The 26,285-nt window shown below is 72.4% G+C and carries 26 protein-coding genes, 1 tRNA gene and 1 pseudogene; 12 read left to right on the forward strand and 16 right to left on the reverse strand.

The window, feature by feature from the left end:
• Positions 1-35: 35 nt before the first annotated feature.
• The 3 genes and pseudogenes from AC3IYJ_RS02390 to AC3IYJ_RS02400 all read left to right on the forward strand — a co-directional run.
• Positions 36-278 (forward strand): annotated as a pseudogene (locus tag AC3IYJ_RS02390) (AraC family transcriptional regulator); the annotation flags it as partial.
• 70 nt (positions 279-348) lie between these two features.
• On the forward strand, positions 349-795 hold the full coding sequence (locus AC3IYJ_RS02395) for a hypothetical protein (RefSeq protein WP_489399667.1): 447 nt from the start codon (positions 349-351) through the stop codon (positions 793-795).
• A 141-nt stretch (positions 796-936) separates the two neighbouring features.
• Positions 937-1,767, forward strand: coding sequence for a ZIP family metal transporter (locus AC3IYJ_RS02400; RefSeq protein ID WP_489399668.1), 831 nt, complete (start codon positions 937-939; stop codon positions 1,765-1,767).
• A 12-nt stretch (positions 1,768-1,779) separates the two neighbouring features.
• On the opposite strand, the gene AC3IYJ_RS02405 is transcribed toward AC3IYJ_RS02400, so the two are convergent.
• Positions 1,780-2,403: a DUF421 domain-containing protein gene (locus tag AC3IYJ_RS02405; protein WP_489399669.1), complete on the reverse strand. Its 624-nt coding sequence runs from the start codon at positions 2,401-2,403 to the stop codon at positions 1,780-1,782.
• 132 nt (positions 2,404-2,535) lie between these two features.
• Between AC3IYJ_RS02405 and AC3IYJ_RS02410 the strand changes: the two genes are divergently transcribed.
• Complete coding sequence (locus tag AC3IYJ_RS02410; protein WP_489399670.1) at positions 2,536-2,781, forward strand: lipopolysaccharide assembly protein LapA domain-containing protein; 246 nt, start codon at positions 2,536-2,538, stop codon at positions 2,779-2,781.
• Positions 2,782-2,833: 52 nt separating this feature from the next.
• Here AC3IYJ_RS02410 and AC3IYJ_RS02415 read toward each other — a convergent pair whose 3' ends face one another.
• From AC3IYJ_RS02415 to AC3IYJ_RS02435, 5 genes are all read right to left on the reverse strand, one after another.
• Complete coding sequence (locus tag AC3IYJ_RS02415) at positions 2,834-4,933, reverse strand: FUSC family protein (protein WP_489399671.1); 2,100 nt, start codon at positions 4,931-4,933, stop codon at positions 2,834-2,836.
• A 4-nt stretch (positions 4,934-4,937) separates the two neighbouring features.
• The gene (locus AC3IYJ_RS02420) at positions 4,938-5,573 is read right to left on the reverse strand and encodes a hypothetical protein (RefSeq protein ID WP_489399672.1); all 636 of its coding nucleotides are present in this window, start codon (positions 5,571-5,573) and stop codon (positions 4,938-4,940) included.
• Positions 5,574-5,710: 137 nt separating this feature from the next.
• Positions 5,711-5,787: transfer RNA gene (locus AC3IYJ_RS02425), tRNA-Met, on the reverse strand.
• Between the two features lie 95 nt (positions 5,788-5,882).
• Positions 5,883-6,662 carry a VOC family protein gene (locus AC3IYJ_RS02430; protein ID WP_489399673.1) on the reverse strand — a complete coding sequence of 260 codons (780 nt, stop codon included), beginning with the start codon at positions 6,660-6,662 and terminating at the stop codon, positions 5,883-5,885.
• 188 nt (positions 6,663-6,850) lie between these two features.
• Positions 6,851-7,543: a hypothetical protein gene (locus AC3IYJ_RS02435; RefSeq protein ID WP_489399674.1), complete on the reverse strand. Its 693-nt coding sequence runs from the start codon at positions 7,541-7,543 to the stop codon at positions 6,851-6,853.
• Positions 7,544-7,712: 169 nt separating this feature from the next.
• Here AC3IYJ_RS02435 and AC3IYJ_RS02440 point away from each other — a divergent pair, with 169 nt between their 5' ends.
• Together AC3IYJ_RS02440 and AC3IYJ_RS02445 are read left to right on the forward strand one after the other, a co-directional pair.
• Positions 7,713-8,441 carry a hypothetical protein gene (locus tag AC3IYJ_RS02440; protein ID WP_489399675.1) on the forward strand — a complete coding sequence of 243 codons (729 nt, stop codon included), beginning with the start codon at positions 7,713-7,715 and terminating at the stop codon, positions 8,439-8,441.
• A 35-nt stretch (positions 8,442-8,476) separates the two neighbouring features.
• Positions 8,477-9,142, forward strand: coding sequence for a DUF1963 domain-containing protein (locus tag AC3IYJ_RS02445; RefSeq protein WP_489399676.1), 666 nt, complete (start codon positions 8,477-8,479; stop codon positions 9,140-9,142).
• A 36-nt stretch (positions 9,143-9,178) separates the two neighbouring features.
• Here the strand turns inward: AC3IYJ_RS02445 and AC3IYJ_RS02450 are convergent, their stop codons facing one another.
• Together AC3IYJ_RS02450 and AC3IYJ_RS02455 are read right to left on the reverse strand one after the other, a co-directional pair.
• Complete coding sequence (locus AC3IYJ_RS02450; protein ID WP_489402664.1) at positions 9,179-10,663, reverse strand: UDP-N-acetylmuramoyl-L-alanyl-D-glutamate--2,6-diaminopimelate ligase; 1,485 nt, start codon at positions 10,661-10,663, stop codon at positions 9,179-9,181.
• A gap of 322 nt (positions 10,664-10,985) precedes the next feature.
• Positions 10,986-11,153 carry a hypothetical protein gene (locus AC3IYJ_RS02455; RefSeq protein WP_489399677.1) on the reverse strand — a complete coding sequence of 56 codons (168 nt, stop codon included), beginning with the start codon at positions 11,151-11,153 and terminating at the stop codon, positions 10,986-10,988.
• A gap of 375 nt (positions 11,154-11,528) precedes the next feature.
• On the opposite strand from AC3IYJ_RS02455, the gene AC3IYJ_RS02460 reads away from it, so the two are divergent.
• From AC3IYJ_RS02460 to AC3IYJ_RS02470, 3 genes are read left to right on the forward strand one after another with little or no spacing between them, the layout of a single operon-like run.
• Positions 11,529-12,878 carry a discoidin domain-containing protein gene (locus AC3IYJ_RS02460; protein ID WP_489399678.1) on the forward strand — a complete coding sequence of 450 codons (1,350 nt, stop codon included), beginning with the start codon at positions 11,529-11,531 and terminating at the stop codon, positions 12,876-12,878.
• Complete coding sequence (locus AC3IYJ_RS02465) at positions 12,878-14,239, forward strand: MFS transporter (protein WP_489399679.1); 1,362 nt, start codon at positions 12,878-12,880, stop codon at positions 14,237-14,239. The genes AC3IYJ_RS02460 and AC3IYJ_RS02465 overlap by 1 nt, the downstream gene beginning before the upstream one ends.
• Entirely contained in the window at positions 14,236-15,285 is a 1,050-nt protein-coding gene (locus AC3IYJ_RS02470; protein WP_489399680.1) for a TolB family protein, read from the forward strand. The genes AC3IYJ_RS02465 and AC3IYJ_RS02470 overlap by 4 nt, the downstream gene beginning before the upstream one ends.
• A gap of 2 nt (positions 15,286-15,287) precedes the next feature.
• Here AC3IYJ_RS02470 and AC3IYJ_RS02475 read toward each other — a convergent pair whose 3' ends face one another.
• The 3 genes from AC3IYJ_RS02475 to AC3IYJ_RS02485 are packed head-to-tail and all read right to left on the reverse strand — an operon-like array spanning position 15,288 to position 16,314.
• Positions 15,288-15,533, reverse strand: coding sequence for a hypothetical protein (locus tag AC3IYJ_RS02475; RefSeq protein WP_489399681.1), 246 nt, complete (start codon positions 15,531-15,533; stop codon positions 15,288-15,290).
• Entirely contained in the window at positions 15,488-15,961 is a 474-nt protein-coding gene (locus AC3IYJ_RS02480; protein WP_489399682.1) for a bestrophin-like domain, read from the reverse strand. The genes AC3IYJ_RS02475 and AC3IYJ_RS02480 overlap by 46 nt, the downstream gene beginning before the upstream one ends.
• A 41-nt stretch (positions 15,962-16,002) precedes the next feature.
• A complete protein-coding gene (locus AC3IYJ_RS02485; protein ID WP_489399683.1) occupies positions 16,003-16,314 on the reverse strand; it encodes a hypothetical protein in 312 nt (103 codons plus the stop codon).
• Positions 16,315-16,895: 581 nt separating this feature from the next.
• Here AC3IYJ_RS02485 and AC3IYJ_RS02490 point away from each other — a divergent pair.
• Positions 16,896-18,464: an oleate hydratase gene (locus tag AC3IYJ_RS02490; RefSeq protein ID WP_489399684.1), complete on the forward strand. Its 1,569-nt coding sequence runs from the start codon at positions 16,896-16,898 to the stop codon at positions 18,462-18,464.
• A gap of 60 nt (positions 18,465-18,524) precedes the next feature.
• Positions 18,525-19,013, forward strand: a complete 489-nt coding sequence (locus AC3IYJ_RS02495) for a peroxiredoxin (protein ID WP_489399685.1) — start codon at positions 18,525-18,527, stop codon at positions 19,011-19,013.
• A gap of 2 nt (positions 19,014-19,015) precedes the next feature.
• Here AC3IYJ_RS02495 and AC3IYJ_RS02500 read toward each other — a convergent pair whose 3' ends face one another.
• On the reverse strand, positions 19,016-19,843 hold the full coding sequence (locus tag AC3IYJ_RS02500; RefSeq protein WP_489399686.1) for an SDR family NAD(P)-dependent oxidoreductase: 828 nt from the start codon (positions 19,841-19,843) through the stop codon (positions 19,016-19,018).
• A 124-nt stretch (positions 19,844-19,967) separates the two neighbouring features.
• Here AC3IYJ_RS02500 and AC3IYJ_RS02505 point away from each other — a divergent pair, with 124 nt between their 5' ends.
• Entirely contained in the window at positions 19,968-20,570 is a 603-nt protein-coding gene (locus AC3IYJ_RS02505) for a TetR/AcrR family transcriptional regulator (protein ID WP_489399687.1), read from the forward strand.
• Positions 20,571-20,578: 8 nt separating this feature from the next.
• Here AC3IYJ_RS02505 and AC3IYJ_RS02510 read toward each other — a convergent pair whose 3' ends face one another.
• The 4 genes from AC3IYJ_RS02510 to AC3IYJ_RS02525 all read right to left on the reverse strand — a co-directional run bounded on the left by AC3IYJ_RS02510 (position 20,579) and on the right by AC3IYJ_RS02525 (position 26,259).
• Positions 20,579-20,959, reverse strand: coding sequence for a hypothetical protein (locus AC3IYJ_RS02510; protein WP_489399688.1), 381 nt, complete (start codon positions 20,957-20,959; stop codon positions 20,579-20,581).
• A gap of 326 nt (positions 20,960-21,285) precedes the next feature.
• Positions 21,286-22,203 carry a MurR/RpiR family transcriptional regulator gene (locus tag AC3IYJ_RS02515; RefSeq protein WP_489399689.1) on the reverse strand — a complete coding sequence of 306 codons (918 nt, stop codon included), beginning with the start codon at positions 22,201-22,203 and terminating at the stop codon, positions 21,286-21,288.
• A gap of 537 nt (positions 22,204-22,740) precedes the next feature.
• On the reverse strand, positions 22,741-23,925 hold the full coding sequence (locus tag AC3IYJ_RS02520) for a GDSL-type esterase/lipase family protein (RefSeq protein ID WP_489399690.1): 1,185 nt from the start codon (positions 23,923-23,925) through the stop codon (positions 22,741-22,743).
• Between the two features lie 57 nt (positions 23,926-23,982).
• Entirely contained in the window at positions 23,983-26,259 is a 2,277-nt protein-coding gene (locus AC3IYJ_RS02525) for a HelD family protein (RefSeq protein WP_489399691.1), read from the reverse strand.
• Between the last annotated feature and the right edge of the window lie 26 nt (positions 26,260-26,285).

Genomic DNA, 26,285 nt, shown 5'->3' on the forward strand with positions numbered 1-26,285 from the left:
GTGCCCTGCCGCTGTCTTCGAAGAGGAGTTCTCCCATGTGTCTCCCCGCGTGGGGGCGTGCGCGTGCCGCGGCGCAGCGCCTGACCGAGCTCGCACGGCTGCGCCGCGTCCGCGACCGGATCGACCGGGAGTTCGCGCAGCCGCTGGACGTCCTGGCGCTGGCGCGCGGCGCGGGCATGACCGCCGGGGAACTCAGCCGCCAGTTCCGGCTGGCCTACGGCGAGTCCCCGTACGCGTACCTGCTGACGCGGCGCATCGAACGCGCCACGGCGCTGCTGACCGGCCCGCACGTATTCTGAGCCGTCCGAACGCAGAACCCCGGCCTTCCGGGAGACGGAAGGAATCTCCGTGACCGACCCGACCCCGCTGGAGGCGGCCCGCGCCGCCGCGGCCGCGGCGCCCCACCCGGAACCCGCGAGCTGGGCCGCGCACCTGCACGCGGCCCTGGCAGAGGTCGACCGGCTGACCGAACTCCTCGGCCGGCAGGGCCCGCAGGTCACCCCGGAAGAGGAATCCCAGCGGGAGCCCGCCCTCACCGGGATCGAGCTCCGGCGGGCCGAGCTGGAGGCCGGTTTCACCGACGTGGCATGGGAGGTGGGCATGGCGCTGTGCCCCGCCCGCGAGCACTGCACCAGCGGGCGGCTCGACCAGCTCTTCAAGCCGATGGGGGACGGACGGCTGCCCGCGCACTGGGACGAGCTGTCGGGGGCGGCCTGCTCCGGGTCCGGTCAGGCGCCCACGACCCCGCTGCTGCGACTGCTCCCGAAGTCGGCCCCGGGGTCCGCGGGCCGGTAGCCGGGGGCGATAGCGGGGGGCGATGCACATGAGTGTCTACAGCCTGTAGACGAAGACGGCCCGGGAAGCCTATGGTTAGCGCAGCCTTACCTTCCTTCGGAGGTGGGCCATCCCCTGCCACACCCTTCCCTCGGAGTCTCCATGTCCGGCACTCAGATCGCGCTGCTCGGCGCCATCGCGGGTCTCACCATCTTCCTCGGCCTGCCGATCGGCAGGCTCCGCAACGCAGCGCCGCGTCTGAAGGCCGGCCTGAACGCCGTCGCGATCGGCATCCTGATCTTCCTCGTCTGGGACATCCTCAGCCACGCCTGGGAGCCCATCGACGGGGCACTGTCGGACGGGAATTGGGGTTCCTCGATCACCGGAGGGCTGGTCCTGTCAGCAGGCCTGGCCGCCGGGCTCGGCGGGCTGGTGCACTACGACCGGTGGACCGCCGCCCGGCGCGCCAAGTCGGTCCGCCCGGCCGGCCCCGGAGCGGCCGCCACGAGCGAACTCGCCCCGGCCGGACGCTCGCACGCCGGCGAGCTCGCCCTGATGATCGCCACCGGCATCGGCCTGCACAACTTCGCCGAAGGCCTCGCCATCGGCAACTCGGCCGCGCAGGGCGAGATCTCCCTGGCCGTCCTGCTCGTGATCGGCTTCGGCCTGCACAACGCCACCGAGGGGTTCGGCATCGTCGCCCCGCTGGCCGCCGAAGGCGAACGCCCTTCCTGGGGCACGCTCCTCCTGCTGGGCGTGGTCGGCGGCGGCCCGACGTTCCTCGGCACCCTGCTCGGCCAGCACCTCGTCAACGACACGTTGTCCATCGCCTTCCTCGGCCTGGCCGCCGGATCGATCCTCTACGTCGTCATCGAGCTGCTGGCCGTGGCCCGGCGCAGCGCCGCTACCAAGGAACTGACCTCCTGGTGCATCCTGCTCGGCCTGCTGCTGGGATTCGCCACGGACGCCGTGGTCACGGCCGCCGGGGTGTGACACACGGCGGCTCTACGGCGCCGCGCCCGGCCCCTCGGCTCCCCCGCCGCAACAGCGGGGCGCCGGGGCGCCGTCGGTTCCGAGGCTGTCGAGCCTGAGCTGGAGCCGCTCCAGCTGTTCCCGCAGGGCCGCGATGTCGTTCTTGTCCGCGGTCTGGTCGCCGTCCCGGAGGTCCACCACCATCGTGCCTCCGGGTTCCAGGACCACCAGCTCGGTCTCGGCGATGCCGTCCCCGCCCTGGTGGCGCACCGCCACGTCCAGGTCGCTCCGCCGCAGACCCAGGCGCCGGACCTCCCGGTCGTCGTAGGCGCCGTTCCTCGCCAGCACGCTGGGACTGCCTTCGAACAGCCAGGTCAGCCAGTCGGAGCGGGCGGCGTAGCGGACCAGCAGGGAATTGGCCGCCATGAGCACGGCCGCGCCGAACAGGCCGCCGCTGAGCGAGTTGTCCTCGCCAATCACGGCGTTCTGCACCACGTTGGAGAGCAGGAGCATGACCACCAGGTCGAGGGTGTTCAACTGGGCGAGCCCGCGTTTGCCGACCAGCCGCAGCAGCACGATCAGTGCCAGGTAGACCACGACGGTGCGTACGGCCTTCTCGCCGTAGGTGATTCCGGTGTCGAACAAGTCATGCCACATCCCGGCCACTTTACGAGCTGCCCGCACAGACCTGCCGAACCGCCGCGGCGTGCGCCGTCGCATGCTTCGTGAAAGGCTGAAACGAGGGGATCCGCGGCGATGTCCGCCGCTCGACGGCGGAGGAGACAGGCCATGACGACACAGCATGGAAGCAGGACGGCGGGGCTGTCCGTCTCTCCCCGTGTTCTCGTCGGTGCGCTGCTCGTGGCCCTGAGCGTCTGGTTCGTCCTCATCAATACGCGATCGGTCCGGATCCACTTCTGGGTCTTCTGGGCGCAGGCCCCGATGTGGCTGGTCCTCGTGGTCGCCCTCCTGGTCGGGGCCGCCGCCAGCTGGCTCTTCCAGCGCCGCCGGCGCCAGGACCGTCCGCGCCGCTGAGCGTGCGTCCGCCCGTTCCGACCGGCCCGGTCCGACCGGCCCGTTCGGCCGCTCAGGCGGGCGCGGCCGCGCTCCCGTCGAGCAGGGCCAGATCGGCGGTGAGGGAGTCCAGCCAGGCCATCGCGGCGAAGAACACGGGCGGTGCGGCCGCGGGCGCGGGCCGGGGCGGTACGGGGCCGGGACCGTCGGTGGGATCAGCGGGTCCAAGGGCCCGTGCGTGCACCGGGTCGGTGCGGTCGGCCGCCCTGCGCAGCCCGGCCGCCACCCAGGCCCCGTACTCCCTGACCACGGCTTCCTCGCCCGGTCCGGGAGGGGCTCCGCCCGGGCGGCGGGCTCCCCAGAGCACGTGGTGGCCCGTCATCATCGCGGCCTGCCAGTCCCGGCCCGGCCCGGCCGGGCGCTGCCGCTCGGTCTGGTACTGGGAGTACGCGGTCTCGGCCATCGTCAGCGCGCGCCGGACCCGCTGGTCGGCTTCCCCGGAGCGGGCCCGCCCGACGGCGGCGGTTGCCGCCTGGACGTCGTCGGCGCAGGCCCGCAGCAGCTCGGCGACCGCCCGCCCCAGTTCCTCGTGGGCGCCGCGCGGCCAGGCCAGCAGCCCGCACACTATCCCGATCACGCTGCCGATCAGCACGTCCATGAACCGGACTTCGGCCAGCCGCCAGGTGACCGGGGCCAGTTGGGCGAAGGCCAGGGCGATGACCAGCGTGAACATGGCCTGGGCCCAGCCCACCCCGCGCACCGGCCCGACGCAGAAGGCGAACAGCATCAGGGGCGGCAGCGCGATCGCGTACACGAGGCTCGATTCCCCGGCCAGCGCGAGGACCCCGCCGGCGGCGAGGGCGCCCAGGCAGGTGCCGATCAGGGCCAGGCGGACGGTGGCCCTGGTCTGCACGGCGGTGGTGCGGGTCAGGCTCAGGACGGCGAGCATCGCCCAGAAGCCGTGCGGCAGGGAGCCGACCCCGGCGACGGTCCGGGCGAGGGCCAGGGCCACGGCGAGCCGGACGGCGTTCTGGAAGTACACGGACCGGGGACCGGTGTGACCCGCGAGCCGGTGCCACCAGAGTTCGAGGGTGCTCTGCCGGGCGTACCAGTACCGGTCGGCGGCCGGTCCCCCTCCCGGCTCCGCGTCCGGAGCCGCCGCGCGTCCCCGGACGGCGATCCCGGCGGCGCCGCGCAGGATCAGCGCCGCGTCCGCCAGCTCCACCAGCGCGGCCTGCCGGCGCCCCGACCCGGGCTCCGCGACGGGGTCGTGGGCGAGGGAGTTCCGCAGGTCGTGCAGGGCGCGGTCCGACGCGGGCGGACGGCCCTGCCCGAGCAGGGCGGCGGTCCCGGCCGCCGAATCCCGCACGGCTCGTACGAGGTCCAGCCCGGCCGGCCCGGCCCGCGGGCCCGGATCCGGCGGCGGCAGGGCCCGTAGCCTGGCCAGCAGGGTGCGCGCCGCCAGCCCGGTGTGGGCCAGCGCGCGTTCGCGCAGGCCGGGTCCCGCGGGGCGCTCCGCCTCCGCCACCCGGGAGGGCCGCAGGGCCTGGGCCAGCGCGTCGGCGCGGGCCTCCTGCGCCCGGCCGAGCGTGTACGGCGGCTCCTCCAGCGCGGCGGCGCACCGCGCGGCGCCGGCGGCGGCCTCGGCGACCCGGTCCCGGTAGCGGGGGACGCCGGGGTCGGGCAGGACGTACCGCTCGGCGAGGATCAGCAGCAGGATCCCGGTGACGGTGCCGGCCAGCCGTTGCCCGATGGTGTCGGGGGCGTACGGCGGGAAGCTGGGCAGGATGTACAGGAGCTGGAGCCCGGGAGCGGCGCCCGCCTGACGGGGTCCGGCCGCCGCTGCGAAGGCCACGCAGAAGCCGATGAGCAGCATGCCGGCCACGGCGGCCCCGGTCCGTACGGCGAGCAGGGTGCCCACGATCACCAGCGCGCAGGCGGTGGGCAACGCCCGGACGAGGAAGGCGGACCGCTGGCGGCCGGTCCCGGGGATCCGCGAGAGCCCGGCCATCGCGACGGCCGCGAAGAGTGCGTAAGTGGCGCCGACCTGCTGGTCCAGCCCGTACAGGAACCCGTAGAAGCCGGCGCAGGCGGCGAGGGTGACGCGGACGGCCCGGCGCGCGGCCGCCGGCAGGGGGCCGGTGCCCGTCCGGAGACGGCCTAGGACACGCACCCTTTCAGCGTCCCACCAGCCACCGCGGCTGCCACTCCAGTACGGGATCGCGGACGGTCACCACGGCCGTCGCGGTGAGCAGTCCGATGCCGGCGAGCTGGAAGGCGGCCGCCCACCACCACATCAGGTCGTCCTCGGACCCGACGATCGGGCCGACGACGCCGCCCGGCGAGTAGACGACGGTGAGCGGTGTGCCGTGCGGCGCGGGGCAGGACCCGGTCCCGGGGAGCTGCTCGTTGTTGCCGTTGGGCAGGTCGATCCAGCAACGGGTGTACTTCGTGCCGTGGGCGCCGGTCCCCGTCGAGGAGTAGGCGACCGTGGCCGTGCCCTGCTCGCCGGTGAGGGCCAGGAAGGTGTCCGGTGCGTGCGCCCCGCCGATGACCATCAGGGCGCCGCCGGTCCAGTACGCCGTCCTGGCCCAGCGGGGTACGGGTCTGCTGCCGAAGGAGATCCGCCGCAGCACCCACGCGTACAGCGTGATCAGCACGATGACGCCGAGGACGATCCCCAGACCGGGGTCGAACATCGCCGGCCCGAACGTGCCGGCCGCGGCCAGCACGATGACCACGGTCCATGCCACCGCCATCCCGCGCGGCCCGAGCCCCCGTACGGCCGCCGCCCGTTTCTTCCCGCCGCCCATCGCCCCGCCCCTCGTGAGGTGACCAGAATTCTCGCACCGGCGGGGCGAAAAGAAACGGGGCGGACGGTCACCCTGGGCGGACCTGGGCACACGAAACGGCCCCCTCGGCGCTTGAGCGCCGAGGGGGCCGAATCATTTGGTAGCGGGGGCAGGATTTGAACCTACGACCTCTGGGTTATGAGCCCAGCGAGCTACCGAGCTGCTCCACCCCGCGTCGGTAAACCCAACTGTACGCGACTCACGGCCCGCCTCACGCCAATTGCCCTCGCCGCACCCCGTACCCCCTGTGGCCGGGCCCGCGCGGTCCGGTCAGTTCGCCCGCGGATTGGGCTTGAGCAGGGCGAAGACGGCCCCGCTGGGGTCCGCCAGCCAGGCGATCCGGCCGACGTCCGGCACGTCCGCACCGGGCATCAGCACCGTTCCGCCGCTGGTCCGCGCGGTGCTCACCACGGCGTCCACGTCGGCGACGGCGAAGTACGGCACCCAGCGCGCGTTCGTCTCGCCCTCCGTCAGCGGCGCCACCCCGCCGAAGGAGCCGTCCTGCTGGTCGCCCTCGGCGATGCTGAGCACCCGGTAGGTCATGCCGGGCACGTCCATGTCCTGCGAGCGCAGCCCGAAGAGGGCGCCGTAGAACTCGACCGCTGCCAGCGGGTCCGGCACGTGCAGTTCGACCCAGCACAGGGTGTTGTCGGCGGACGTCAGCCCCAGTCCGGCCGTCTTGCCCGGCTTCCAGATGGCGAAGTCGGCGCCCTGCTGGTCGGTGTACTGCGCGAGCCACCCCTCCCCCATGACGTCCATCGGCTCGACGCGGACGGTTCCGCCGCCGTCGCGTACGCCCCGGGTGGTCGCGTCCACGTCCTCGGACTGGAAGTACACGGTCCACGCGGAGCTCGCCCCCGGGTCCAGCTGGCCCACCGCTCCGACGGTCCTGCCGTCGACCTGGAAGAACCCGTACCCGCCGGTCTCGGGTCCCAGCAGATGGAACTCCCAGCCGAACACCGCCCGGTAGAAGGCAGCGGCCCGGGGGATGTCGGGGCTGCCGAGGTCGATCCAGTTGGGCGAGCCGGTGCGGTAGTCGGTGCCGAGCATGCGTTCCTCCTGCGGTGCGGTCCAGGGCGCGAGGTACCCGCGTAGGAGCCCCTCACCTGTACCTCCATGGGTACACGTACGGAACCCCCCACCGCCCCGCATTCGGCGGGCCCGGGGCCACGCGGTTCACCCGAACGGAGGTATGGGGGGCGCGGCGGCGGGCGCCCCGCCGAGGACGGCGCCGATTCTCAGGAAGTTCTGCCCATCAGGTGCTGGCACAGGTTGAGGAACAGGTTCACGTTGGGGATGTAGTGGGTGTATTCGAGGTCCACGACGTTCCGCTTGTCGGCGCCCCGCAGGGACAGCATTCCGTAGCTCACGTCGAAGTCGACGATCTTCGTCCAGGCGGCCGTCTGCTTCCTGCCCGTCAGGCCGTACCGGTCGGCCTTGTACGGGCCGAACTCCACCGTCTCGCCGCCTCCGATGCGCGCGACCGTCCCCGACAGCTGGGCGCGGGTGACGTTGCGCTGGATGTAGTCGCCCCAGTCGCCGGGGTAGAGGAACGGTGCGCCGCTCACCAGCTCGGTGATGCCGAGGCTCCGTTTCTCCTTTTTCAGCAGGGCCCGGCTGCCCGGCCCGATGTTCAGGGCGCTGCCTCGCGGGTCGATCAGGGTGTAACGGGCGTCCACCAGTGAGCCGTTGACCCTGCGGCGGTATTCCACGACCCGGGTGGTCCCCCAGTCGTAGACGGCGTCGAAACCGTCGCGTCCCGTGACGACCACGCCGCCCCCGTAGACGTACAGCCGCCAGTCCCGCCACATCCTGTACGTCCAGCCCTGCTTGGAGGCGTAGGTGTCCACCCAGTCTCCGAGGCCGCGCTGAGCGGCCAGCGCGTTGACCGGCGCGGTCGGCTGTTCGTGCAGAGCCTCGTTCTGGGCCATGGGTACCCCTCCCGGTTCGGCAACGCGGATCAAGGTAATCCAGTTCCCGAAAGGCCGGAACGGTTTCCCGGAAGTGGGGGTCCGGCGGTCCCGCCAGACCCCCGCGATGCTGCCGGGCGGCCCGTGTGACCATGTCCTCCTCGGCACATCCGCACCTCATGGGGGGACCATGCACACCCGTACCACCACCGTCTCGACCGCCCTCGCCACCGTGCTCGCGGCGTCGCTGGTCCTGGCGGGCTGCTCCTCGTCCGGCGGGAGCCCGCAGCCGAAGGGGAGCAGCAGCGCCGTTCACGTTCCCGCTCCCGCGACGCCTGCCGCGCCGGGCGGTGGCTCCGGGTTCGAGGGGCCCCGGCCGCAGGACCAGAACCTTCTGGCCTGGACCGGTGATCCCAACGACGCGGGGCACGTCACCGCCCAGAGCGCGGCGGGGGTGGGCGGCCGGGTCACCCTGGTGCGGATCGTGCTGCGCGAGCAGATCACCTGGTCCAACGTCTGGCTGGGGCTGGCCGGCATCGACCCGAACGCCCAGCTGGCCAACTGCTACCTCGGGGTCTACGACGCGGGCGGCGCCCTGCGCGCGTCCACCGCGGACGTCTCGCCGCAGCTGATGACCGACGCGATCGCCAAACCGCTGCCCCTGGCCAAGTCGTTCACCGCCGCTCCCGGCACCTACTTCGTCGCCCTCCTGCTGAACGGCAACTGGGCGACCAACGCCCTCACCTTCAAGTCCACCGGCGCCGGAATCTCGGTGAACGCGGGCCTGACCCCGCCGAACCTGCGCTACAGCACGGTCCTGACGGGCCAGAGCTCCCTGCCGGCGACCGTGAACCTCGCGGAACAGTCGACGAGCACGATCAACACCGGCTGGGCCAGCCAGTGGTACGCGATCTCCTGAAGGCCGCGCCCGCGCAACCGTCGTAGGGTCGGTCCATGACGACGACGCTGATGACGTACGCGGGACCTGGCGAGCCCGATGCCCCGGTGACGCGCACCGGAGGCAATCCGCTCGCCCCGGCGGGGACGGCCTGGCCCGGCTGCGCGACCTGCGGGGGGCCGATGCGGTTCCTGACGCAGATCGTCCTGGACGACCGGGGCCGCCCGGTCACCGCGGGCGACGCCCCGGCCGGGCTCGTCATGGCGGTGTTCATGTGCCAGAACGATCCCGGCGGGTGCGAGGAGTGGAGTCCGACGGAGGGCGGCAACCGCGCCCTCCTGTTCCCCGCCGGAGCCCTGCACCCGATGCCGGTGCCGGAGCCGAAGGAGAACGAGGATAAGGACGGCTTCGTCCTGGGGGCCGTCAACTCTGTGGCCCTGGTGGTGATGGAGTCCGCCGACTACCGCGGCGCGCGCCAGGAATGGGCCGACCGGGGCGGGAACGGTCCGCGGGACGTCCTGGGGCAGCTCGGCGGAGCGCCCGACTGGCTCCAGGGCGACGAAACGCCCCCGTGCCCGGACTGCGCCCGCCCCATGGACCTGGTCGCGCAGCTGGAGGAGGGGCCCGATCCCGCCACGGCCATGAACTTCGGCGGTGGCGGCAGTGCGTACGCCTTCGCCTGCGCCCCCTGCGCGCGGGCCGCCTTCCTGTGGCAGTGCTGACGCCGCCCGGGCGGCCCGCGCACCCGCCGGGCCGGGTCAGGCGCCGGCGAGTTCGCGGACCGTCGCCATGTCGCTGAACGGGATGAGTTCCTCGCCGACGATCTGGTGCGGTTCGCTGCCCTTCCCCGCGACCAGGACGATGTCGTCCGGCCCGGCGGAGGCCAGGGCGTAGGCGATGGCGAGGCGGCGGTCGGCGAAGCGCGCGAAGGGCGTGCCGGTCGCGGCGAGGCCGGGTGTGATCTGGTCGAGGATGGCCTCGGGGTCCTCGGTACGCGGGTTGTCCGAGGTGAGGACGCAGAGATCGGAGTGGGTTCCGGCGATCTCGCCCATTTCGGCGCGCTTGGTCGTGTCGCGGTCCCCACCGCAGCCGAAGACGGTGACGACCCGGCCGGTGGCGAAGCCCCGGATCGTGGTCAGGACGTTGCGCAGGGAGTCGGGAGAGTGCGCGTAGTCCACGATCACGGAGGTCTTGTCAGGGGTTTCGAAGCGTTCGAAGCGGCCCGGGATCGGGGGCATCCGCTCCAGCGCCGCGACCAGCCCGGCCAGGTCGTGGCCCAGGGTGTGGCAGGCCGCCACGGTGGCGAGGGCGTTGGCCACCGAGTACCGGCCGGGGACGGGGATCGACGCCGGGTACGCGCGGCCGCCGTGGTGCAGGGTGAACCGTGTGCCCGAGGCGTCCATGACGATGCCGGTCGCCCGGTAGTCCGCCTCGGCGTCGAGGGCGTACGTGGTCACCGCGCCCGGCATCATCGCCGGGATCGTGGCGCCGACGGGGTCGTCGGCGTTGACGACGGCGCGGCGGCACAGTCCCTGGAACAGGCGGAGTTTGGCGTCCCGGTAGTTCGCCATCGTGCCGTGGTCGTCCAGATGGTCCTGGGTGAGGTTGGTGAAGACCCCGACGTCGATGAACGCCCGGTCCACCCGGTGGGTGAGGAGTGCCATCGAGGTCGCCTCCAGCACCACGCCGGAGACCTCCCGGTCGCGCATGCACGCGAGCAGGTACTGCAGGTCGGGTGATTCCGGGGTGGTCAGGACCGAGGGCGGCATCGGGATCAGCTCGTCGCCGATCCGGCTGCCGGCCGTCCCGATGACTCCGACCCTCGCGCCCTCGGCGATCCGCAGCACGGATTCGACCATGTACGAGACCGAGGTCTTCCCGTTGGTACCGGTGATCGCCACCATGTCCATCCGGCGGCCCGGTTCTCCGTAGTAGTGGGAGGAGGCGATCGCGGCGGCCTTGCGGGTGTCCGGCACCCGGACCAGGCAGACTCCGGGGCCGGACGCCCGTAGCGGTGCCGGAAGTTCCGGCGCTCCGCTCTCGAGGAGCACCGCTACGGCGCCTCGTGCGATGGCCGCCGCGACGGACTCGGGGCCGCCCTCCCGATGTCCCGGTACCGCGATGAACAGGGAGCCCGAGGTGACCCGGTGGACGTCGAAGGTCGTTCCGGCGGTGACGAGCACTTCGGCGTCGCCTCGGAGTACTTCGTGGTCGTGCCCGGCCAGCATGTCGCTGAGCTTCACGGTGATCCCTTCGAACTGGGCGCGCGGCCCGGTCGCGCGACCGTCGCCGGACTGCAGCGGCGGCGGCATGCCGGTGGCTGCGGTGGTGACGTGGAACAGGCTGCTCGGCGAGGGGGACGCGACTGGACGCGCTCGGCGGGCGGAGCCTTGGTGCCTCGGGGGAAGGGAGGAGAAAGGAGGGACCGGGTCGGACGGTCCGTCACATGGGGCGAATGCCCGGCGGTTCGCCGGTCAGCGGGAGATCTCCCGGCGCCGCCCGCCGCTGCACGGGCACGCTGAAACGGCCGCGCGGAGCGGCCCCGCGGTACTGGACGATCTACAGCTAGCCGTGGCCGTGCAGGGCGCAGAGGGTGGGCTCGGGGGCCTCGGAGGCGACGGCGGTCGCCGGACCGGAACAGCCGGTCAGCCCACCCCGACCGGCCATGACGGCGGCCGGGCGCGGCGCCGAGGCGGCCCGCAGGCTCTCGCTCTCAGCACCCATGCGACTCATGCGCCCAGTGTACGGCCCACGAACCCGCCGCCCCGCCCGTGCCGGACCACGTCGGCCGCACTCCCCACCAGCCACGCGGCCCCCACCGGGCGGCGTCCGGGGGCCCGGCCGGAAGGCCTCCCGGAGGGCAGTCCCGAGGGCGGTCGGGGCGTATCGCAGAGGGCCGTCGAATGACTGGTAGGAAAGTTTCCTGTTTGCTAGCATCCCGCTCGGCGGCTTGGCGCGGTGCCCCGATCCTGTGGGCGTGACGCGCTCAGCGAGAGCTCTGACCCGGCCGCTGTGACACCGTCCCGCCCTGCCCGCACGCGCGCGGGGTCGCGGGGTCACGTACCGGTGCCAGCTCTCGCCACCCCCCCCGAGGCCAGGGAGTCAGGAATGCGCCTGAACACCCAAGCTCCACCCAGTACCGCCACATCGCCCCGCACGGTGGGCGTGGTCATCGCCGCCGTGCTCCTCCTGGTCGGCGGCCTGCTGCTCGCCTACCCCGAACGGGCCGGCGCCGCCGCCGACCCCCTCATCTCCCGTGGCAAGCCCGCCACGGCCTCCTCCACCGAAGGTTCCGGCTTCGGCGCGCAGAACGCCTTCGACGGTGACGCCGCCACCCGCTGGGCGAGCGTGGAGGGCAAGGACCCGCAGTGGATCCGGGTGGACCTCGGTGCCACCGCCGACGTGACGCGCGTGCGGCTCAGCTGGGAGGCCGCGTACGCGAAGGTGTACCGGGTCGAGATCTCCGCCGACAACACCACCTGGACCCGGCTGGCCAACGAGACCGCCGGCAACGGCGGCTCCGACGACTGGACGGGCCTGTCCGGCAAGGGCCGCTACCTGCGCGTGTACGGAACCGCACGCGGCACCGCCTACGGCTACTCGCTGCACGAGGTCGAGGTGTACGGCACCCTCGACGGCGGTACGCCCCCGCCTACCGGCGCCTTCACCGTGGTGGCCGCCGGCGACATCGCCGCCCAGTGCACCGCCTCCGACAGCGGCTGCGCCCACCCCAAGACCGCCGCGCAGGCCCAGAAGATCAACCCGAAGTTCTATCTGACGATGGGCGACAACCAGTACGACGACGCCCGGATCGCCGACTACCGCGCCTACTACGACAAGAGCTGGGGCGCCTTCAAGGACAAGACGCACCCGATTCCGGGCAACCACGAGACGTACGACCCGGCGGGCTCCCTGGCCGGCTACAAGTCGTACTTCGGGGCCGTCGCCTACCCCCAGGGCAAGAGCTACTACAGCTTCGACGAAGGCAATTGGCACTTCATCGCCCTCGACTCCAACTCCTTCGACCAGAAGGCCCAGATCGACTGGCTCAAGGCCGACCTCGCCGCGAACGGCAAGTCCTGCATCGCCGCGTACTGGCACCACCCGCTGTACTCCTCGGGCGGTCACGGCAACGACCCGGTCAGCAAGCCGGTCTGGAACATCCTGTACGGCGCCAAGGCCGATCTCGTGCTGAACGGGCACGACCACCACTACGAACGGTTCGCCCCGCAGAACCCCGACGGCAAGGCGGTCTCGGACGGGATCGTCGAGATCGTCGGCGGCATGGGCGGCGCCGAGCCGTATCCCATCGAGAACGTCCAGCCCAACAGCCAGAAGCGGATCAGCGGTCAGTACGGCGTCCTGAAGCTGGACTTCACGGACACCGGCTACAGCTGGAGCTACGTGGACACCGCGGGCAAGACCCAGGACACCAGCCCGAAGTACACCTGCCACTGATGTACCTGGCGACCACAGGCCGCCGGGACACGCCGGTCCCGTCCCTTTCCGAAGGGGCGGGCCGGCGCCTCCCCGGCACCATCCTGGCACTCGGCGCGGTAAGCCTCGTCACCGACATCTCCTCCGAGATGGTCACCGCGGTGCTACCGCTCTACCTCGTCCTCGGACTTGGTCTCTCCCCCCTCCAATTCGGCTTCCTGGACGGCCTGCTGAACGGCGCGGCCGCCCTCGTACGGCTGCTCGGCGGCCACTTCGCCGACCGCGGCCACCGGCACAAGCGGGTGGCGGGCCTCGGCTACGCCCTTTCGGCCTGCTCCCGGCTCGGCCTGCTGCTCGCGGGCGGCGCCACCGGCGGGATCGCGGCGGCGCTGGCCACCGACCGGGTCGGCAAGGGCATCCGGACGGCTCCCCGGGACGCGCTGATCACCCTGAGCAGCCACCCCGACGACCTCGGCCGGTCCTTCGGCGTGCACCGGGCCATGGACACCACCGGCGCCCTGCTCGGCCCGCTGGCCGCGTTCGCCCTGCTCTGGGCGAGCGCCGGCGCGTACGACGCGGTGTTCGTCGTCAGCTTCTGCGTCGGCCTGCTCGGCGTCCTGCTGCTCGTGCTCTACGTTCCCGGGGACCGGCATCCGGCCGCGCTGCCGCCGAGCCCTGCTCCGCGCCCTGCCCCGCAGCCGGCTCCGCAGCCGGTTCCGCGTACCGGGACCCCGTTCCGCGCCCTGCGCGACCCCGCCTTCCGGCGGATCCTCGCGGCCGCCGCCCTGCTCGGCGCCGCCACCATCGGCGACGCCTTCGTCTACCTCCTGCTCCAACGCCGGCTGGGCCTGTCCGCCGCCTGGTTCCCGCTGCTCCCGCTCGGCGCAGCGGCCACGTACCTGCTGCTCGCCGTCCCGGCGGGCCGGATCGCGGACCGGATCGGGCGCAGGCTGCCGTTCCTGTACGGACACCTCGCCCTGCTCGGCGCCTACGGGGCCCTGCTCGCCCCGGACCGCGGACCGGCCGCACTGCTCCTGGTGCCGGTCCTCGTGCTGCTCGGAGTCTTCTACGCCACCACCGACGGGGTGCTGATGGCCCTCGCCGGGCCCGTGCTTCCGGCCGAGGGCAGGGCGGGCGGGCTCGCCCTGCTGCAGACCGGCCAGGCGGTGGCCCGGATGCTCGCCGCGGCGGGCTTCGGAGCCGCGTGGACGGTGTGGGGGCCGGGCCACGCGCTGTGGGCGGCGGTGGCGGCGCTGCTCGCCGCGCTGGCCGGCGGCTGGGCCCTGCTGCCCCGCGTTCCGCCGGGCGGCCCGAGCCCCGGCCCCCAGGACCCGCCCGGCGACCGACCCCGTACCCACTCCCCCGAGAGGCGCACCGGATGACTGTCAGGTTCCCGAGATCCGTGGGCCGTTCGCCGGGCCGGCGGACCCGTACCGCCCTCGTGGCGGCCGCGGTGGTGCTCCTCGCGGGCGGGTCCATCGGCTACACCGTGCACGCGGGACACCGCTCGGACCTCTCGCGCGGCGCCGCCGACACCTCCTTCGCCCTCGGCGGTTCGGCCCTGTACTTCCGGGACTCCGCCACGGGGCGCATCAGCCACCAGCCGCTGCCGACGGCCTCGGCCGGCTCCACCGGCCCCGCGTCCGCCCCCGGCGGGTCCCGGATCCCCGGCGGCCCCGTCTGCGACCGGTTCCACACCGCCGGGCCCACCGCACTGTGCCTGCGCGCGGAGCCGGGGGTGCTGCCGAAGACGTACGCGATCGTCCTCGACCAGCAGCTGCGCGAGGTGCGCCGGGTCACCGTGCCGGGCATCCCGACCCGGGCCCGGGTCTCCGCCTCCGGGCAGATGCTGGCGTGGACGGTGTTCGCGACCGGCGACTCCTACGCCACCACGGCGTTCTCCACCAGGACGGCCGTGCTCGACCTGCGGACCGGATACCTCGTCAAGTCCATCGAGGAGATCCCCCTCACCATCGACGGGGCCCGCTACCACGCCCCCGACCTCAACTACTGGGGGGTGAGCTTCGCCCGCGACGACAGCCGCTTCTACGCGACGGTCTCCAGCAAGGGGCACACGTACCTGGTCGAGGGGAACATGAAGGACTGGTCGGCGAAGGCGCTGCGGGAGAACGTCGAATGCCCCTCCCTGTCTCCCGACAACACCCGGATCGCCTTCAAGAAGAAGGTGTCCGAGGACCCGGCGGCGCCGTGGCGGCTGTACGTCCTGGACCTGGCGACCATGCACGAGACCCCGCTCGCGGAGACGCGGAGCGTCGACGACCAGGCCTCCTGGACGGACGACGGCACGGTGGCCTACGCCCTCCCGGGCACGGACGGCCGCGCGAGCGACATCTGGACGGTCCCCGCGGACGGCACGGGCGCACCCCGGCGGGTGGTGGAGGGAGGGTCCTCGCCCGTGGCGCGGTGAGGCTACCGGTGGTGGCCGGGGGCGGGGTGGCCCCGGTCGTCGCAGGGCAGTTGGTCCGCCTTGTAGTCGGCCAGGAAGTCCCGGGTCGACTCCTGCTCGGTCTCCGCCATCTGAGTGGCCTTCACGACGATCACACCGGCGAAGGGGCGGTCCACGTCGCGGATGATGAGCAGGGTCGTCGTCAGCAGGGCGGTGACGACGATCAGGACGGCGAGCGGCCCCCCTGTTTGTCGCTGCGGGGCAGGCACAGGCCGAGGCCGATCACCGTGACGGCCATGGTCACCAGCATGAACCTGTAGATCAGGCCCGGGATCGTCGCGGTGGATTCGGCCATCCTGGCCTGCCGGCCCAGGGAGCGCTGATTGTCCGCGTTGACCAGCAGTCCGAAGAGGGGGCTGTTGTTGCCGAGTTCCTTGAAGCCCGCGCGGAAGTCCCCGCTCCACACGCTGGGGACCGAGGAGCCCTTGCCCTCGGCCATGGCCGGCCATTCCTCGTGCTGGACGGCCCGCGCGTAGCAGACCGCGTCACCGCGCAGTCGCTGACGCAGCGCTGGGGGCGCGTAGTCGGCCACTTCGGCGAGGTGGTCCAGCGCGTGGGCCTCCGAGCGCGCGGCGTCGTCGGCCCTCCCGTTGGAGGCGGAGGCGGTGACGAGCATGAAGGCGAGCCCGGAGTCCACCCGTGCGGGCGAGCCGCAATCGCGGCCGGCCGGTCCGGGGTTCAGGCGGCCGGGTGTGCCGTGAGCTCGACGATCTCCACGCAGCGCAGGAGTTTGGCCTGGGCGCGGGGCGAGTCGGCGGCGGGTACGACGATCTCGCACACGGCGAAGCCGCCGCTGTCGGCGGCCCGGTAGGACAGCGCCCTGACGGACAGGTTGTTGAGCATCGCGGAGATGCGCGTGAGGGCGTGGCCCCCGTCCCGGACGGTGACGGTCAGCGTGTGGCAGCCGGTGGAGGCGGCTCCGGCGACGGAGGCGGCACCGGGGACGGCGCGCACGGTGTCGGCGGCGGGGAGAACAGCGCTGAGGGTCATGAGTGGAGGCTCCTGTCCTGTGCGGGGGGCTCGGAGATCGGGATCGGGGGGCATCAACGGGGACCGAGTGGGCCCGGAAAGCAAGAAGACCCCTCGCGGATGCGAGAGGTCTGCGTGCGGGCGGTGAGCTCTAGGGCGATCGCCCGGTCAGCTCGGTGCCGGCACGCCGGCGCTAATAATCAGCTGGCGCAGCATGGGAGGAGTCTTGCACGGGGCCACGTGTCCGTGGAATCGCATCTCACGATGCGGATGCACCACCCCCTGACGCATCCTGCCGGACGAAGTCCCAGCCGAGGTCGGTCCTACGGGGCGTCGGGCCGGGAACGGCAGCCGCGCCCCCGCGCTCGCGAACGGATCCGGTCTGCACCGCTGTCGCCCCCTCGGTCGGTAATGAGTTCCACCACTTGAACATGGGCACAAAGCCTACGTGATCTTGGTCGAGCGCCGCTGGGCCCCGACTGCAGGGGGACCCCACAGTCCAATGGCGCACCCGGGTCGCGACGGGCCGCGGGGGGTGGTGGGCTGGCGGGGTGACCGTGCGGCCGACCGGGGCCGGGGCGGCCGGGCTGAGGAGACGTGTCGTGGCGAAGGCCTATCTGGTGGGTGCGGGGATCGCTTCTCTGTCGGCGGCCGCGCTGCTGATCCGGGAGGGGAAGTTCGCGGGCGCGGACATCACCGTCCTGGAGGCCCAGGACCGTACCGGCGGCAGTCTGGACGCCTCCGGAGACCCCGAGAGCGGCTACACCATGCGCGGCGGGCGGATGTTCGAGCTGCACTTCGAGTGCACCTACGACCTGCTCCGCTCGATCCCCTCCCTGGACGCGCCGGGCACCTCGGTCACCGATGACACCTTCGCCTTCCACGAGGACTTCGCCTGGAACGACAAGGCCCGCCTGGTCGACGCGGCCGGGCACCGGGTCGACACCCGTTCGATGGGGTTCTCCGAGCGCGACCGGCTCGATCTCGTCGCGTGCGTGGCCACCCCCGAGTCCCGTCTCGACGGCAAGCGCATCTCGGACTGCTTCACGCCGGAGTTCTTCACCACCAACTTCTGGTACATGTGGTGCACGACCTTCGCCTTCGAGCCGTGGCACTCGGCGATCGAGTTCCGCCGCTACCTCAACCGGTTCGTCCACCTGTTCAAGACCTTCGACACCATGTCGGGCATCTACCGCACCCGCTTCAACCAGTACGACTCGATCGTGCGTCCGCTCCAGTCGTGGCTGCGCGAGAAGGGCGTCTCGTTCTCGATGAACACCACGGTGACGGACGTGGAGTTGGCCGAAGGCGACGGGATCACCGTCAGCGCCCTGGCCTGTACGCGCGAGGGCGCCGCCGAGCGGATCCCCGTGGCGCCCGGGGACCTGGTGTTCGTCACCAACGGTTCGATGACCGCGAACTCGACGCTGGGCACCACCGACACCCCCGCCGTACTGGACACCTCCGCGCCCGATGCCTCGTGGCGCCTGTGGCAGACCCTGGCGGCCAAACGCCCCGGACGCCTCGGCGACCCTTCCGTGTTCGACTCCTCCGTCGCGGACTCCACGTGGGGATCCTTCACCGTGACCAGCCAGGACCCGGTGTTCTTCAAGGCCATGGAGGAATTCTCCGGCAGCGAGGCCGGAAAGGGCGGGCTGATCACCTTCAAGGACTCCGGCTGGCTGCTGACCATCGTCCTCAACCACCAGCCGCACTTCCACGAGCAGCCCGACGGCACCTTCGTCTGGTGGGGCTACGCGCTCTTCCCCGACAAGGCGGGCGACCACGTCGGCAAGACGATGGCCGAGTGCACGGGCCGCGAGATCCTGACGGAGGTGCTCGGGCACCTGCGCCTCGCGCAGAGCGAGCAGATCCTGGAATCCTCCGTCGTGCGGCCGGCGCTGATGCCCTACATCACCAGCCAGTTCCTGGTCCGCAAGGGCGGGGACCGGCCCGATGTCGTCCCGGCGGGCTCCACCAACCTTGCCTTCATCGGGCAGTACGCCGAGGTCCCGGACGACGTGGTGTTCACCGTCGAGTACTCGGTCCGCACCGCCTGGACCGCCGTGGCGGGGCTGCTCCACCTGGACCGGCAGCCGCCGCCCGTCTACAAGGGCGGCCACGATCCCCGGGTCCTCCTGGAGGCCTTGCACACGATGCACCGCCGCTGAACCGAAGTCAGCGCGACCGGGGTACCGTACGGCCTTCACCGACAGAGAGGTACGGCCATCGTGACCCGAATCCCGGCCGTGGGCGAAGTCGTGGGCGATTTCTCGCTCCCCGGCGGTCAGCTCACCGAAGACACCTTCGTCCGCGGCGAGTACACGCTCGGCGGGCAGCGCGGGAACCCGGTCGTTCTCGCCTTCTACCCGGGCGACAACACCCCCGTGTGCACGGCGCAGTTGTGCTCCTACTCCGACGGGCTGGAAGCACTCGGCGCGTGCGGGGCGCAGGTGTGGGGCATCAGCCCGCAGGGCGTCGACAGCCATGAGGAGTTCGCGCGGGCCCGCGGTCTGCGGATGCCGCTGCTCGCCGACACCGACCGCGAGGTGGCCCGCGCGCTAGGCATCGCGGCGCCCGTGATCGGCCTGCGCCGGGCCGTCTTCGTCATCGCTCCGGACGGCACCCTGCACTGGAAGCACGTCTCGACGCTGGGCATGCGGTTCCCCTCCGCCGAGGTGATCGCGGAGCAGCTGGCCGGCCTCACCACCATCGGCTGATCTCAGGCGGCGGGGGCCTTCGCGCCCTCGCCGTCGGGTGCGGGCATGAGGCGGCCCACCGACCTGACCATTTGGCGGCGGCTCAGGAGGCGGCCGCCGACGGCCATCATCCGGTTGAGGGCGCCGGAGATCACGCTCGGGCCGGGGTTCTTGCGGTCGAGGGTCCTGAGGGTCGTGCGGACCACTTCCTCGCAGGTCTGGAACCTGGTGCCGCCGTTCACCTCGCGCGTGCCGATGACGTCGAAGAACTCGGTGGTCGTCGCGCCGGGAGAGAGCGCGAGCACGCGCAGTCCGGTGCCCCGGGATTCGTACCAGAGCGCTTCGGTGAAGCTCAGCACGAAGGCCTTGGTGGCGCCGTAGACGGCCATGTGGGGCACGGGCTGGTAGGCGCCCATGCTCGCGACGTTGACGAGCACCCCCTTGCCGTGGGTGCGCAGCCGCCCGATGAAGGCGCGGCTGATGTCGACCACCGCGCCCACGTTGACGGCGAGTTCCTGGCGCAGCCGCGCGGGATCCTCCAGGTGGAGCGGCCCGAAGGTGCCGAACCCGGCGTTGTTGATCACGCTGGTGACCGTAATGCCGAGCCGGTCGAGCTCCTCGGAGAGCACCTCGCCGACCCGGTCCGCGCCGAGGTCCATGGGCAGGATCACGGCCTCGATCCCGTGGGCCGCCGAGAGCTCCTCGGCCAGTTTGCGCAGGCGGTCCTCGCGGCGGGCGACCAGGACGAGGTCGGAGCCCCGCGCGGCCAGCCGGCGGGCGAACTCCTCCCCGAGACCCGAGCTGGCGCCGGTGATCAGCGTGGTCTGGCCCCGGTAGTCGACCGCGTTCATGGCGCGTCTCCCGTTCGTGTGGTGGCGTGCGTCCCCGTGCGCGGCCACCGTACGCGTACCTGGCAGTGACTGCCAAGCAGTCAGCGACCGCCAAAGTGGTGGTCGGCTGGATATGCTGGGCCGCATGGGGAAGAGCCAGGCGCCGCCGACTTTGTGGGACCGTTCCAGACAGGCGGCGATCGAGGGCATCCTCGACACGGCGATGCGGCTCTTCGCCGAGCAGGGGTACGAGGACACGACGATCGCCCGCATCGCCGCCGAGGCGGGCATCTCCCAGCGTTCGCTCTTCCGCTACTTCGGCACCAAGGAGGACATGGTCTGCGGCGACCAGGACTCCCTGGGCGAGCTGCTCAGGGCGACCGTCGACGCCCAGCCCGAATCCACTTCGGCCTGGGACGCGCTGCGGGCCGGTCTCGCGGCGATCCTCGTCGCCGACCACACCCCCGAACGGGTCCTGGAGATCACCACGCTCATCTTCACCACGCCTTCGCTCAGGGCGCGTTACGTGGAGAAGCGGCTGCACTGGCGCGAACTGCTGCTGCCCGGCGTGGAGAAGCGGATGGGCCTGGACAGCGGTCCGGTCCCCGACGCGCGCGCGATGGCCGTCATCGCGGCCGTCTTCGCCTGCGCGGACACCGCCACGGAGGTCTGGATCCGCGGCGGTGGAGCGGCCGATCCGCTCGCGCTCTACGACGAGGCCGTGGCCGCGGTACGGCGCCCCGAGTAGCCGAGACGCTACCGCCTGGCGGCCGCCGCCTGGCTGAGGGCGTCGGTGACGAGGCGGATGCCGCGGGCCAGGCGGGCCAGCTGTTCGAGCTCGACGGCGTACATCCTGATCGAGTTCTCGATGACCACGTCGGCCACCCCGAGGGAGGGGAGTTCGGCCCGGCTGGTCTGCAACGCCACGCGTACGGCCCGCATCTCGTGCTGCACCTGCAACTGCGCGTGGCGGGCGAGGAGTACGGGACTGCGGGTCAAGGTCACGTAGCCGGCGTAGCGGGCCGGCAGCAGGTCGCGCAGCCAGCGGACGGCCGTGCGTTCCCAGTCGTGGTTCCCGGGGCGCTTGACCTGGAGGGGCCAGTCCGGGCTGCGCGTGATGAGTGCCGTCTGAGACATTCTTGCCGCTTCCACAGGGTGTAGAGCTCTGATCGGGAGGTGTCCATGAGGGGTCTGCGGCGGCCTCGGCCCAGGGGTTGGCCGAGGCCGCAAAAGGCGCTCCGGAAATCCGGAAGCCGGACGCGACACCTGGCGGGGCGTGAGGAGGAGGAACGTCACGCCGGGTGTCTGCTCCGAGAAAGCGTGGGGTCGCTCTCCCTGGCATCTTGACGGATGACCGCGCCGCCATCAGTAAACATATATACCGTGGAGTAGGCAAGGGTATGAAAATATTCATGCCCGCAGATGGCCTGAATACATTGGCCGGATCGACCCCACGATCGGCCCTAGAGGAAGAATCCGTGCTGGTCAGCGGCCTGCTCGTAGCCTTCGAGCCGCGCCTGCGTCCGCTCGGGTTCGGCGTCGGCCATGGCCTGGAGTAGTGCTGCGGAGAGGATGCCCGGCGCCGCGTAGGAGTCGAAGACCAGTCGTGAGCCGGTGCCGGCCGTCAGCGCCACGTCGGCCTCGTCCACCAGCGGTCCCAGCGTGCGGTCCGTGATCAGCGCGATCCGCAGTCCGGCACGGCGGGCGACCCGCAGCGCCGCCAGGGTCTCCTTGGCGTGCCGGGGCATGGCGAAGGCCAGCACCCAGCTGCCGCCCGCCGCACGGGCCTGCAACAGCGCGTCGTAGGCGACGCTGCCGCCGCCGGTCACCAGGCGCACGTCGGGGTGGATGCGGCGGGCCGCGTAGGCGAAGTACTCCGCCAGGGAGACGGAGATCCGCAGCCCCAGAACGGTCAACGGCACCGACCGGGCCAGCTCGCGGCCGATGTCGAGCACCTGGTTGGTGTCGGCGAAGAGCCGACGCAGGTTCTCCAGGTTCTCGATCTCGGCGTCGACGGCCGCCTGGAGCTCGTTGCGGCGGGTCTGCTCGCGGCCGTCCGGGGAACCGGCCACCGCGCTGAGCGCGATCGGCTGGAGCACCTCGCGCAGGGCCGGGTAGCCGCTGAAGCCGAGGGAGGCCGCGAACCGGGTCACGGACGGCTGGCTCACACCGGCCCGCTCGGCGAGTTCGGTGATGGAGAGGAACGCCGCCTCCGTGAGGTGGTCGACCAGGTACTGGGCGATCCGGCGCTGTCCGGGAGAGAGGGGATGCCCGTCGAAGAGCGCCTGGACCCGGTCGACCGGGACCCGCTCGTGATCGGCCGCCTGCCCGCTCGGCGTGATCGCGGCCGCTTGTGCCCGCGCCTTCTGCCCCGATGACACCGACGGTCCTCCCTCTCGCACCGATCCCGTCCCAACATAGCTCACACCACCTGGATGACCAGCGCACTTGTGCCGTTCGACGCCCCGTCAGGATCGGCAGTCCGCGACCGGCTCGCCGACCGCGAGCCGGTCGCGGGCCCGGCCGTCGAGGAGCAGCGCAACGAACACCTCCGCCCCTGCACCCGCACGTGTGACGCGTACGCCGTGGAGTGCGAGCCGGTCGGCGACCTCGGCGTACCGCGACGGCGTGAGGCGGTAGCCGCAGGGTGGATCGCCCAGGACCTCCGCGTCGGTCGCGGGGGCGTTGTCCGCGCCGCCCAGCCGGACCGGGCCGCCTCGTGGTCCCGGTCGAGGGTGTCGAGGAACTCCCGCTCCTGGGACCGGTGGTCCACCGGCCCCCGTACGCGGCCTCGAAGCCGGTACGGGGCGCCACCTCGGCCGGATGCGCCGGAGCCGCCGCCGGGGGCAGGGCGAGCAAGGCGGCCGCGCATGCGGCGGCGGCGAGTACGGACGGCCCGCGGGCCCTCATCTTCCTGATCACGATCCAGGTTGTAGCGGGTTTCGGGGCGCGAACGCCCCACCCTCGCCGAAGGCGAGCTCCGCGAAGCGCTCGCCGATCCGGCGGTGGGCGGCGGGGTCCGGGTGCACGTCGTCGGGCAGCGGCAGTTCGGCGAAGTCGGCTTCGCCGTAGAGGGCGCGGCCGTCGAGGTAGTGCAGGTTCGGGTCCTGGGCCGCCCGCTGCGCGGTGATGCGGGAGAGCTCCTCCCGGACGACGGACAGCGTGAGCCGTCCGGCCGGGACCTCCGCCGGGTCGCCCAGGGCCCGGAAGCCCAGCCTCCCGCTGCTGAAGTCCGGCGCGATGGGGCCCGGGGTGTCCTCCTGGATGGGACACAGGACGGAGGAGACGACCAGCAGCGGTGTGGTCGGATGTCCTTCGCGCAGCGTGTCGAGGAATCCGTGGACCGCGGGACCCAACGCGCGCAGGCGCATCAGGTCGGTGTTGACCAGGTTGATGCCGATCTTGACGCTGAGCAGGTCCGCGGGCGTGTCCCGCATGGCGCGGGCCGTGAACGGGTCGAGCAGGGCGTTGCCACCCAGTCCCAGGTTGATCAGCTCCACGCCGCCGAGCCCCGCGGCCAGCGCCGGCCAGGTCGTGGCCGGGCTCGCGGCGTTGGATCCGTGGCTGATCGAACTGCCGTGGTGCAGCCAGACCCTGCGACCGCGGTCCGGTGCGGGCTCGACCGGGGCGTCGGTGCGCAGGGCGATCAGCTCGGTCACCTCCGTGTGCGGGAGCCAGATCTCCACGTCCTTCGTCTCGTCCGACAGCCCGGCGAACCGCAGGGTGCCGGGCGGGCCGGGCGTGAACTCCGAGGCCTGGGTGACCATGTCGACGACCGTACGGAGGTTGCCGCCGGGCACACTGCCCTGCCCGGCCGGACGGCCGTCCACGAGCAGGTCGTACACGCCGTCCGGCCGCGCCGGTGCGCCCTGGTAGGCGGTCTTCGTGGGGAGCGCGTCCAGTTCGATGACGGTGGCGCGGGTGCGGAAGACCAGCCGGACTCCGGAGGGCTGGGCCTCGACCATGGCGAGGTACGGGTCGGGGAACTGGGCGCGGGCCCGGGCGGGCAGCCGGTGGGGCAGCACGCCGTGCGCGGTGCGTTCCACGTCGAGCGCGCCGCGCAGGAGGCCGGGGTCCACGGGGGTGGTGATCAAGTTCGTCATGATCGTCCACGATATGGACCTCGCCGTCCGATGCCACCCCATTTCCCTACGGCTTCCCTACGGCTGCTCCTCCAGGCCCTCCGGAAGGCGCCCGGTGTGGACCACCCCGAGGGTCTGGGTGGCGCGCGTCAGGGCCACGTAGAGATCGCTGGGCTCGTGGTCCGCCGGTTCCACGACGATCACGGTGTCGAACTCCAGCCCCTTGGCCTGGCGCGGCTCCAGCAGCACGACGGGGCGGGTGAGGTCGGGCTCCTCCCCCGCGCGTACGCCGGGCAGCGCGGCGGCGAGGGCCTCGTGCAGCGGGCGCGGGGCGATCACCGCGAGCCGGCCCTCGGCCGGGGCCCCTTCCCGTACCGCCTCGGCGACCGCGGCGACCGGATCCGCGGTCGCACGCACCCAGGGGCGCCGGCCGGTGGAACGGATTGAGCTCGGCGGTTCGAAGCCGGGGTGGCGGGCCCGGAGCACGGCGGCCGCCACGTCCATGATCTCGGCGGGCGTGCGGTAGTTGACGCCGAGGCGCACGAGCTCCCAGCGGTCCTCGACGTAGGGGCCCAGGATCTGCTGCCAGGAGCCGCAGCCGGCCTCGTCGCCGGTCTGGGCCGGGTCGCCGACCAGGGTCATGGAGCGGGTCGGGCAGCGCCGCATCAGCAGGCGCCAGGCCATCGCGGACAGCTCCTGCGCCTCGTCCACGATGACGTGACCGAAGGCCCAGGTGCGGTCGGCGGCGGCCCGTTCGGAGGCGCTGCGGTGGTCGTCCTCCTCCTGCCGCTCCGCCATCCGCTCGGCGTCGATGAGGTCGTGGGCCGCGAGGAACTCGTTCTCCATGTCCTCGAACTCGTACGACTCCGATCCCGCGGACAGGTCGAGGACGCCCTGCGCGTAGGCGACGCGTTCCAGGCGCTCGCGCTCCTCGGCGGCTCGCCGGGCGGTGTCGTCGACCCCGAGCAGCTCGGCGGCCTCGTCGAGCAGCGCGACGTCGGCCGGAGTCCAGTCCGCGTCGCCCGTCGTCGTACGGCGGATCAGCTCGGCGTCCCGTTCCGGGAGGTGCGTGGGGTCGGCGAGGAAGTCGGAGATCAGTCGGCGGGGCGTGAGCGGCGGCCACAGCGTGTGGATGGCGGCGTGCACCTCGGCGCTGGTCGCGATCTCCTTGCCCAGCTGCGCGATGTCGTCCGGGCCCAGCAGGTTGGGGCCGCCGTAGGGGTCCGCGCCGAGCCGGTCGGCGAGCTGTTCGGTGAGCGCGTCGATGATCCGGAAGGCGAAGTAGGGGCGCGCCAGGTTGTGCGGCAGCCCGGTGGCGCGGGCCCGGTCCCGGGCCTCGTGGGCCATGGTCCGGTCGAGCAGCAGGGTCCCGTAGTCGTCGTGGTCGATCTCCAGGGCCGCCTCGGGCACCAGGTCGGCCTCCTCGCCGCTGCCCGCCGGTACGGTCTCGGGCAGCGCCTGCCGGTCGCGCACGACCTGCGCGAGGACCTCGGCCATCGCGGCGCGGCCCTTGACGGCGGCGGCGCCGGGGCGGTCGACGGCCGTCGCGCGGATGCCGGGGAACAGTTCGCCGGGGGTGGCGAGCAGTACTCCGGTCTCACCGAGGGCCGGGAGCACCTCTCCGATGTAGCCGAGGAAGGCCGGGTTCGGCCCGACGATCAGTACGCCGCGCTTGGCGAGCAGCTCGCGGTGCGCGTAGAGGAGGTACGCGGCCCGGTGCAGGGCCACGGCGGTCTTGCCGGTGCCCGGTCCGCCCTCCACGACCAGGATCCCCCGGTGGGTGGAGCGGATGATGCGGTCCTGTTCGGCCTGGATGGTCTGCACGATGTCGTGCATCCGGCCGGTGCGGGCGGCGTCGAGCGCGGAGAGCAGCACGGCGTCCGCGTCGGCCCCTTCGTGTCCCGTGCGCTCGGTGTCGGCGAGATCGAGGATCTCGTCGTGCAGGGCCGTGACCTCGCGCCCCCGGGTGGTGATGTGGCGGCGTCGCCGCAGCCCCATGGGGGAATGGCCGGTCGCGAGGTAGAAGGGGCGTGCGACATCGGCGCGCCAGTCGAGTACGAGGGGGGTGCGCTCGTTGTCGTCCTGCCTGATCCCGATACGGCCGATGTGGTGGTCCCGCCCGTCTGAGAACTCCAGACGGCCGAAGCAGAGGCCGTTCTCGCCGGAGTTCAGAGCGGAAAGCAGACCGGATTGCTCGGCGACCAGGACATCCCGCTCCAGCCGCGCCTGAAACCCGGTGCCGGCGGCGCCGAGGGCCACTTGGACGGCACGTTCGGCCTGGTCACGCAGGTCGTCGAGGCGAGTGTAGAGGGCGGTGATGAATTGCTGTTCATTCCGGAATTCTTCGGTTGACAATTCCACTCCTGACGCGATACAGTGTC

Source organism: Streptomyces sp. GL_140, from assembly GCF_057834465.1.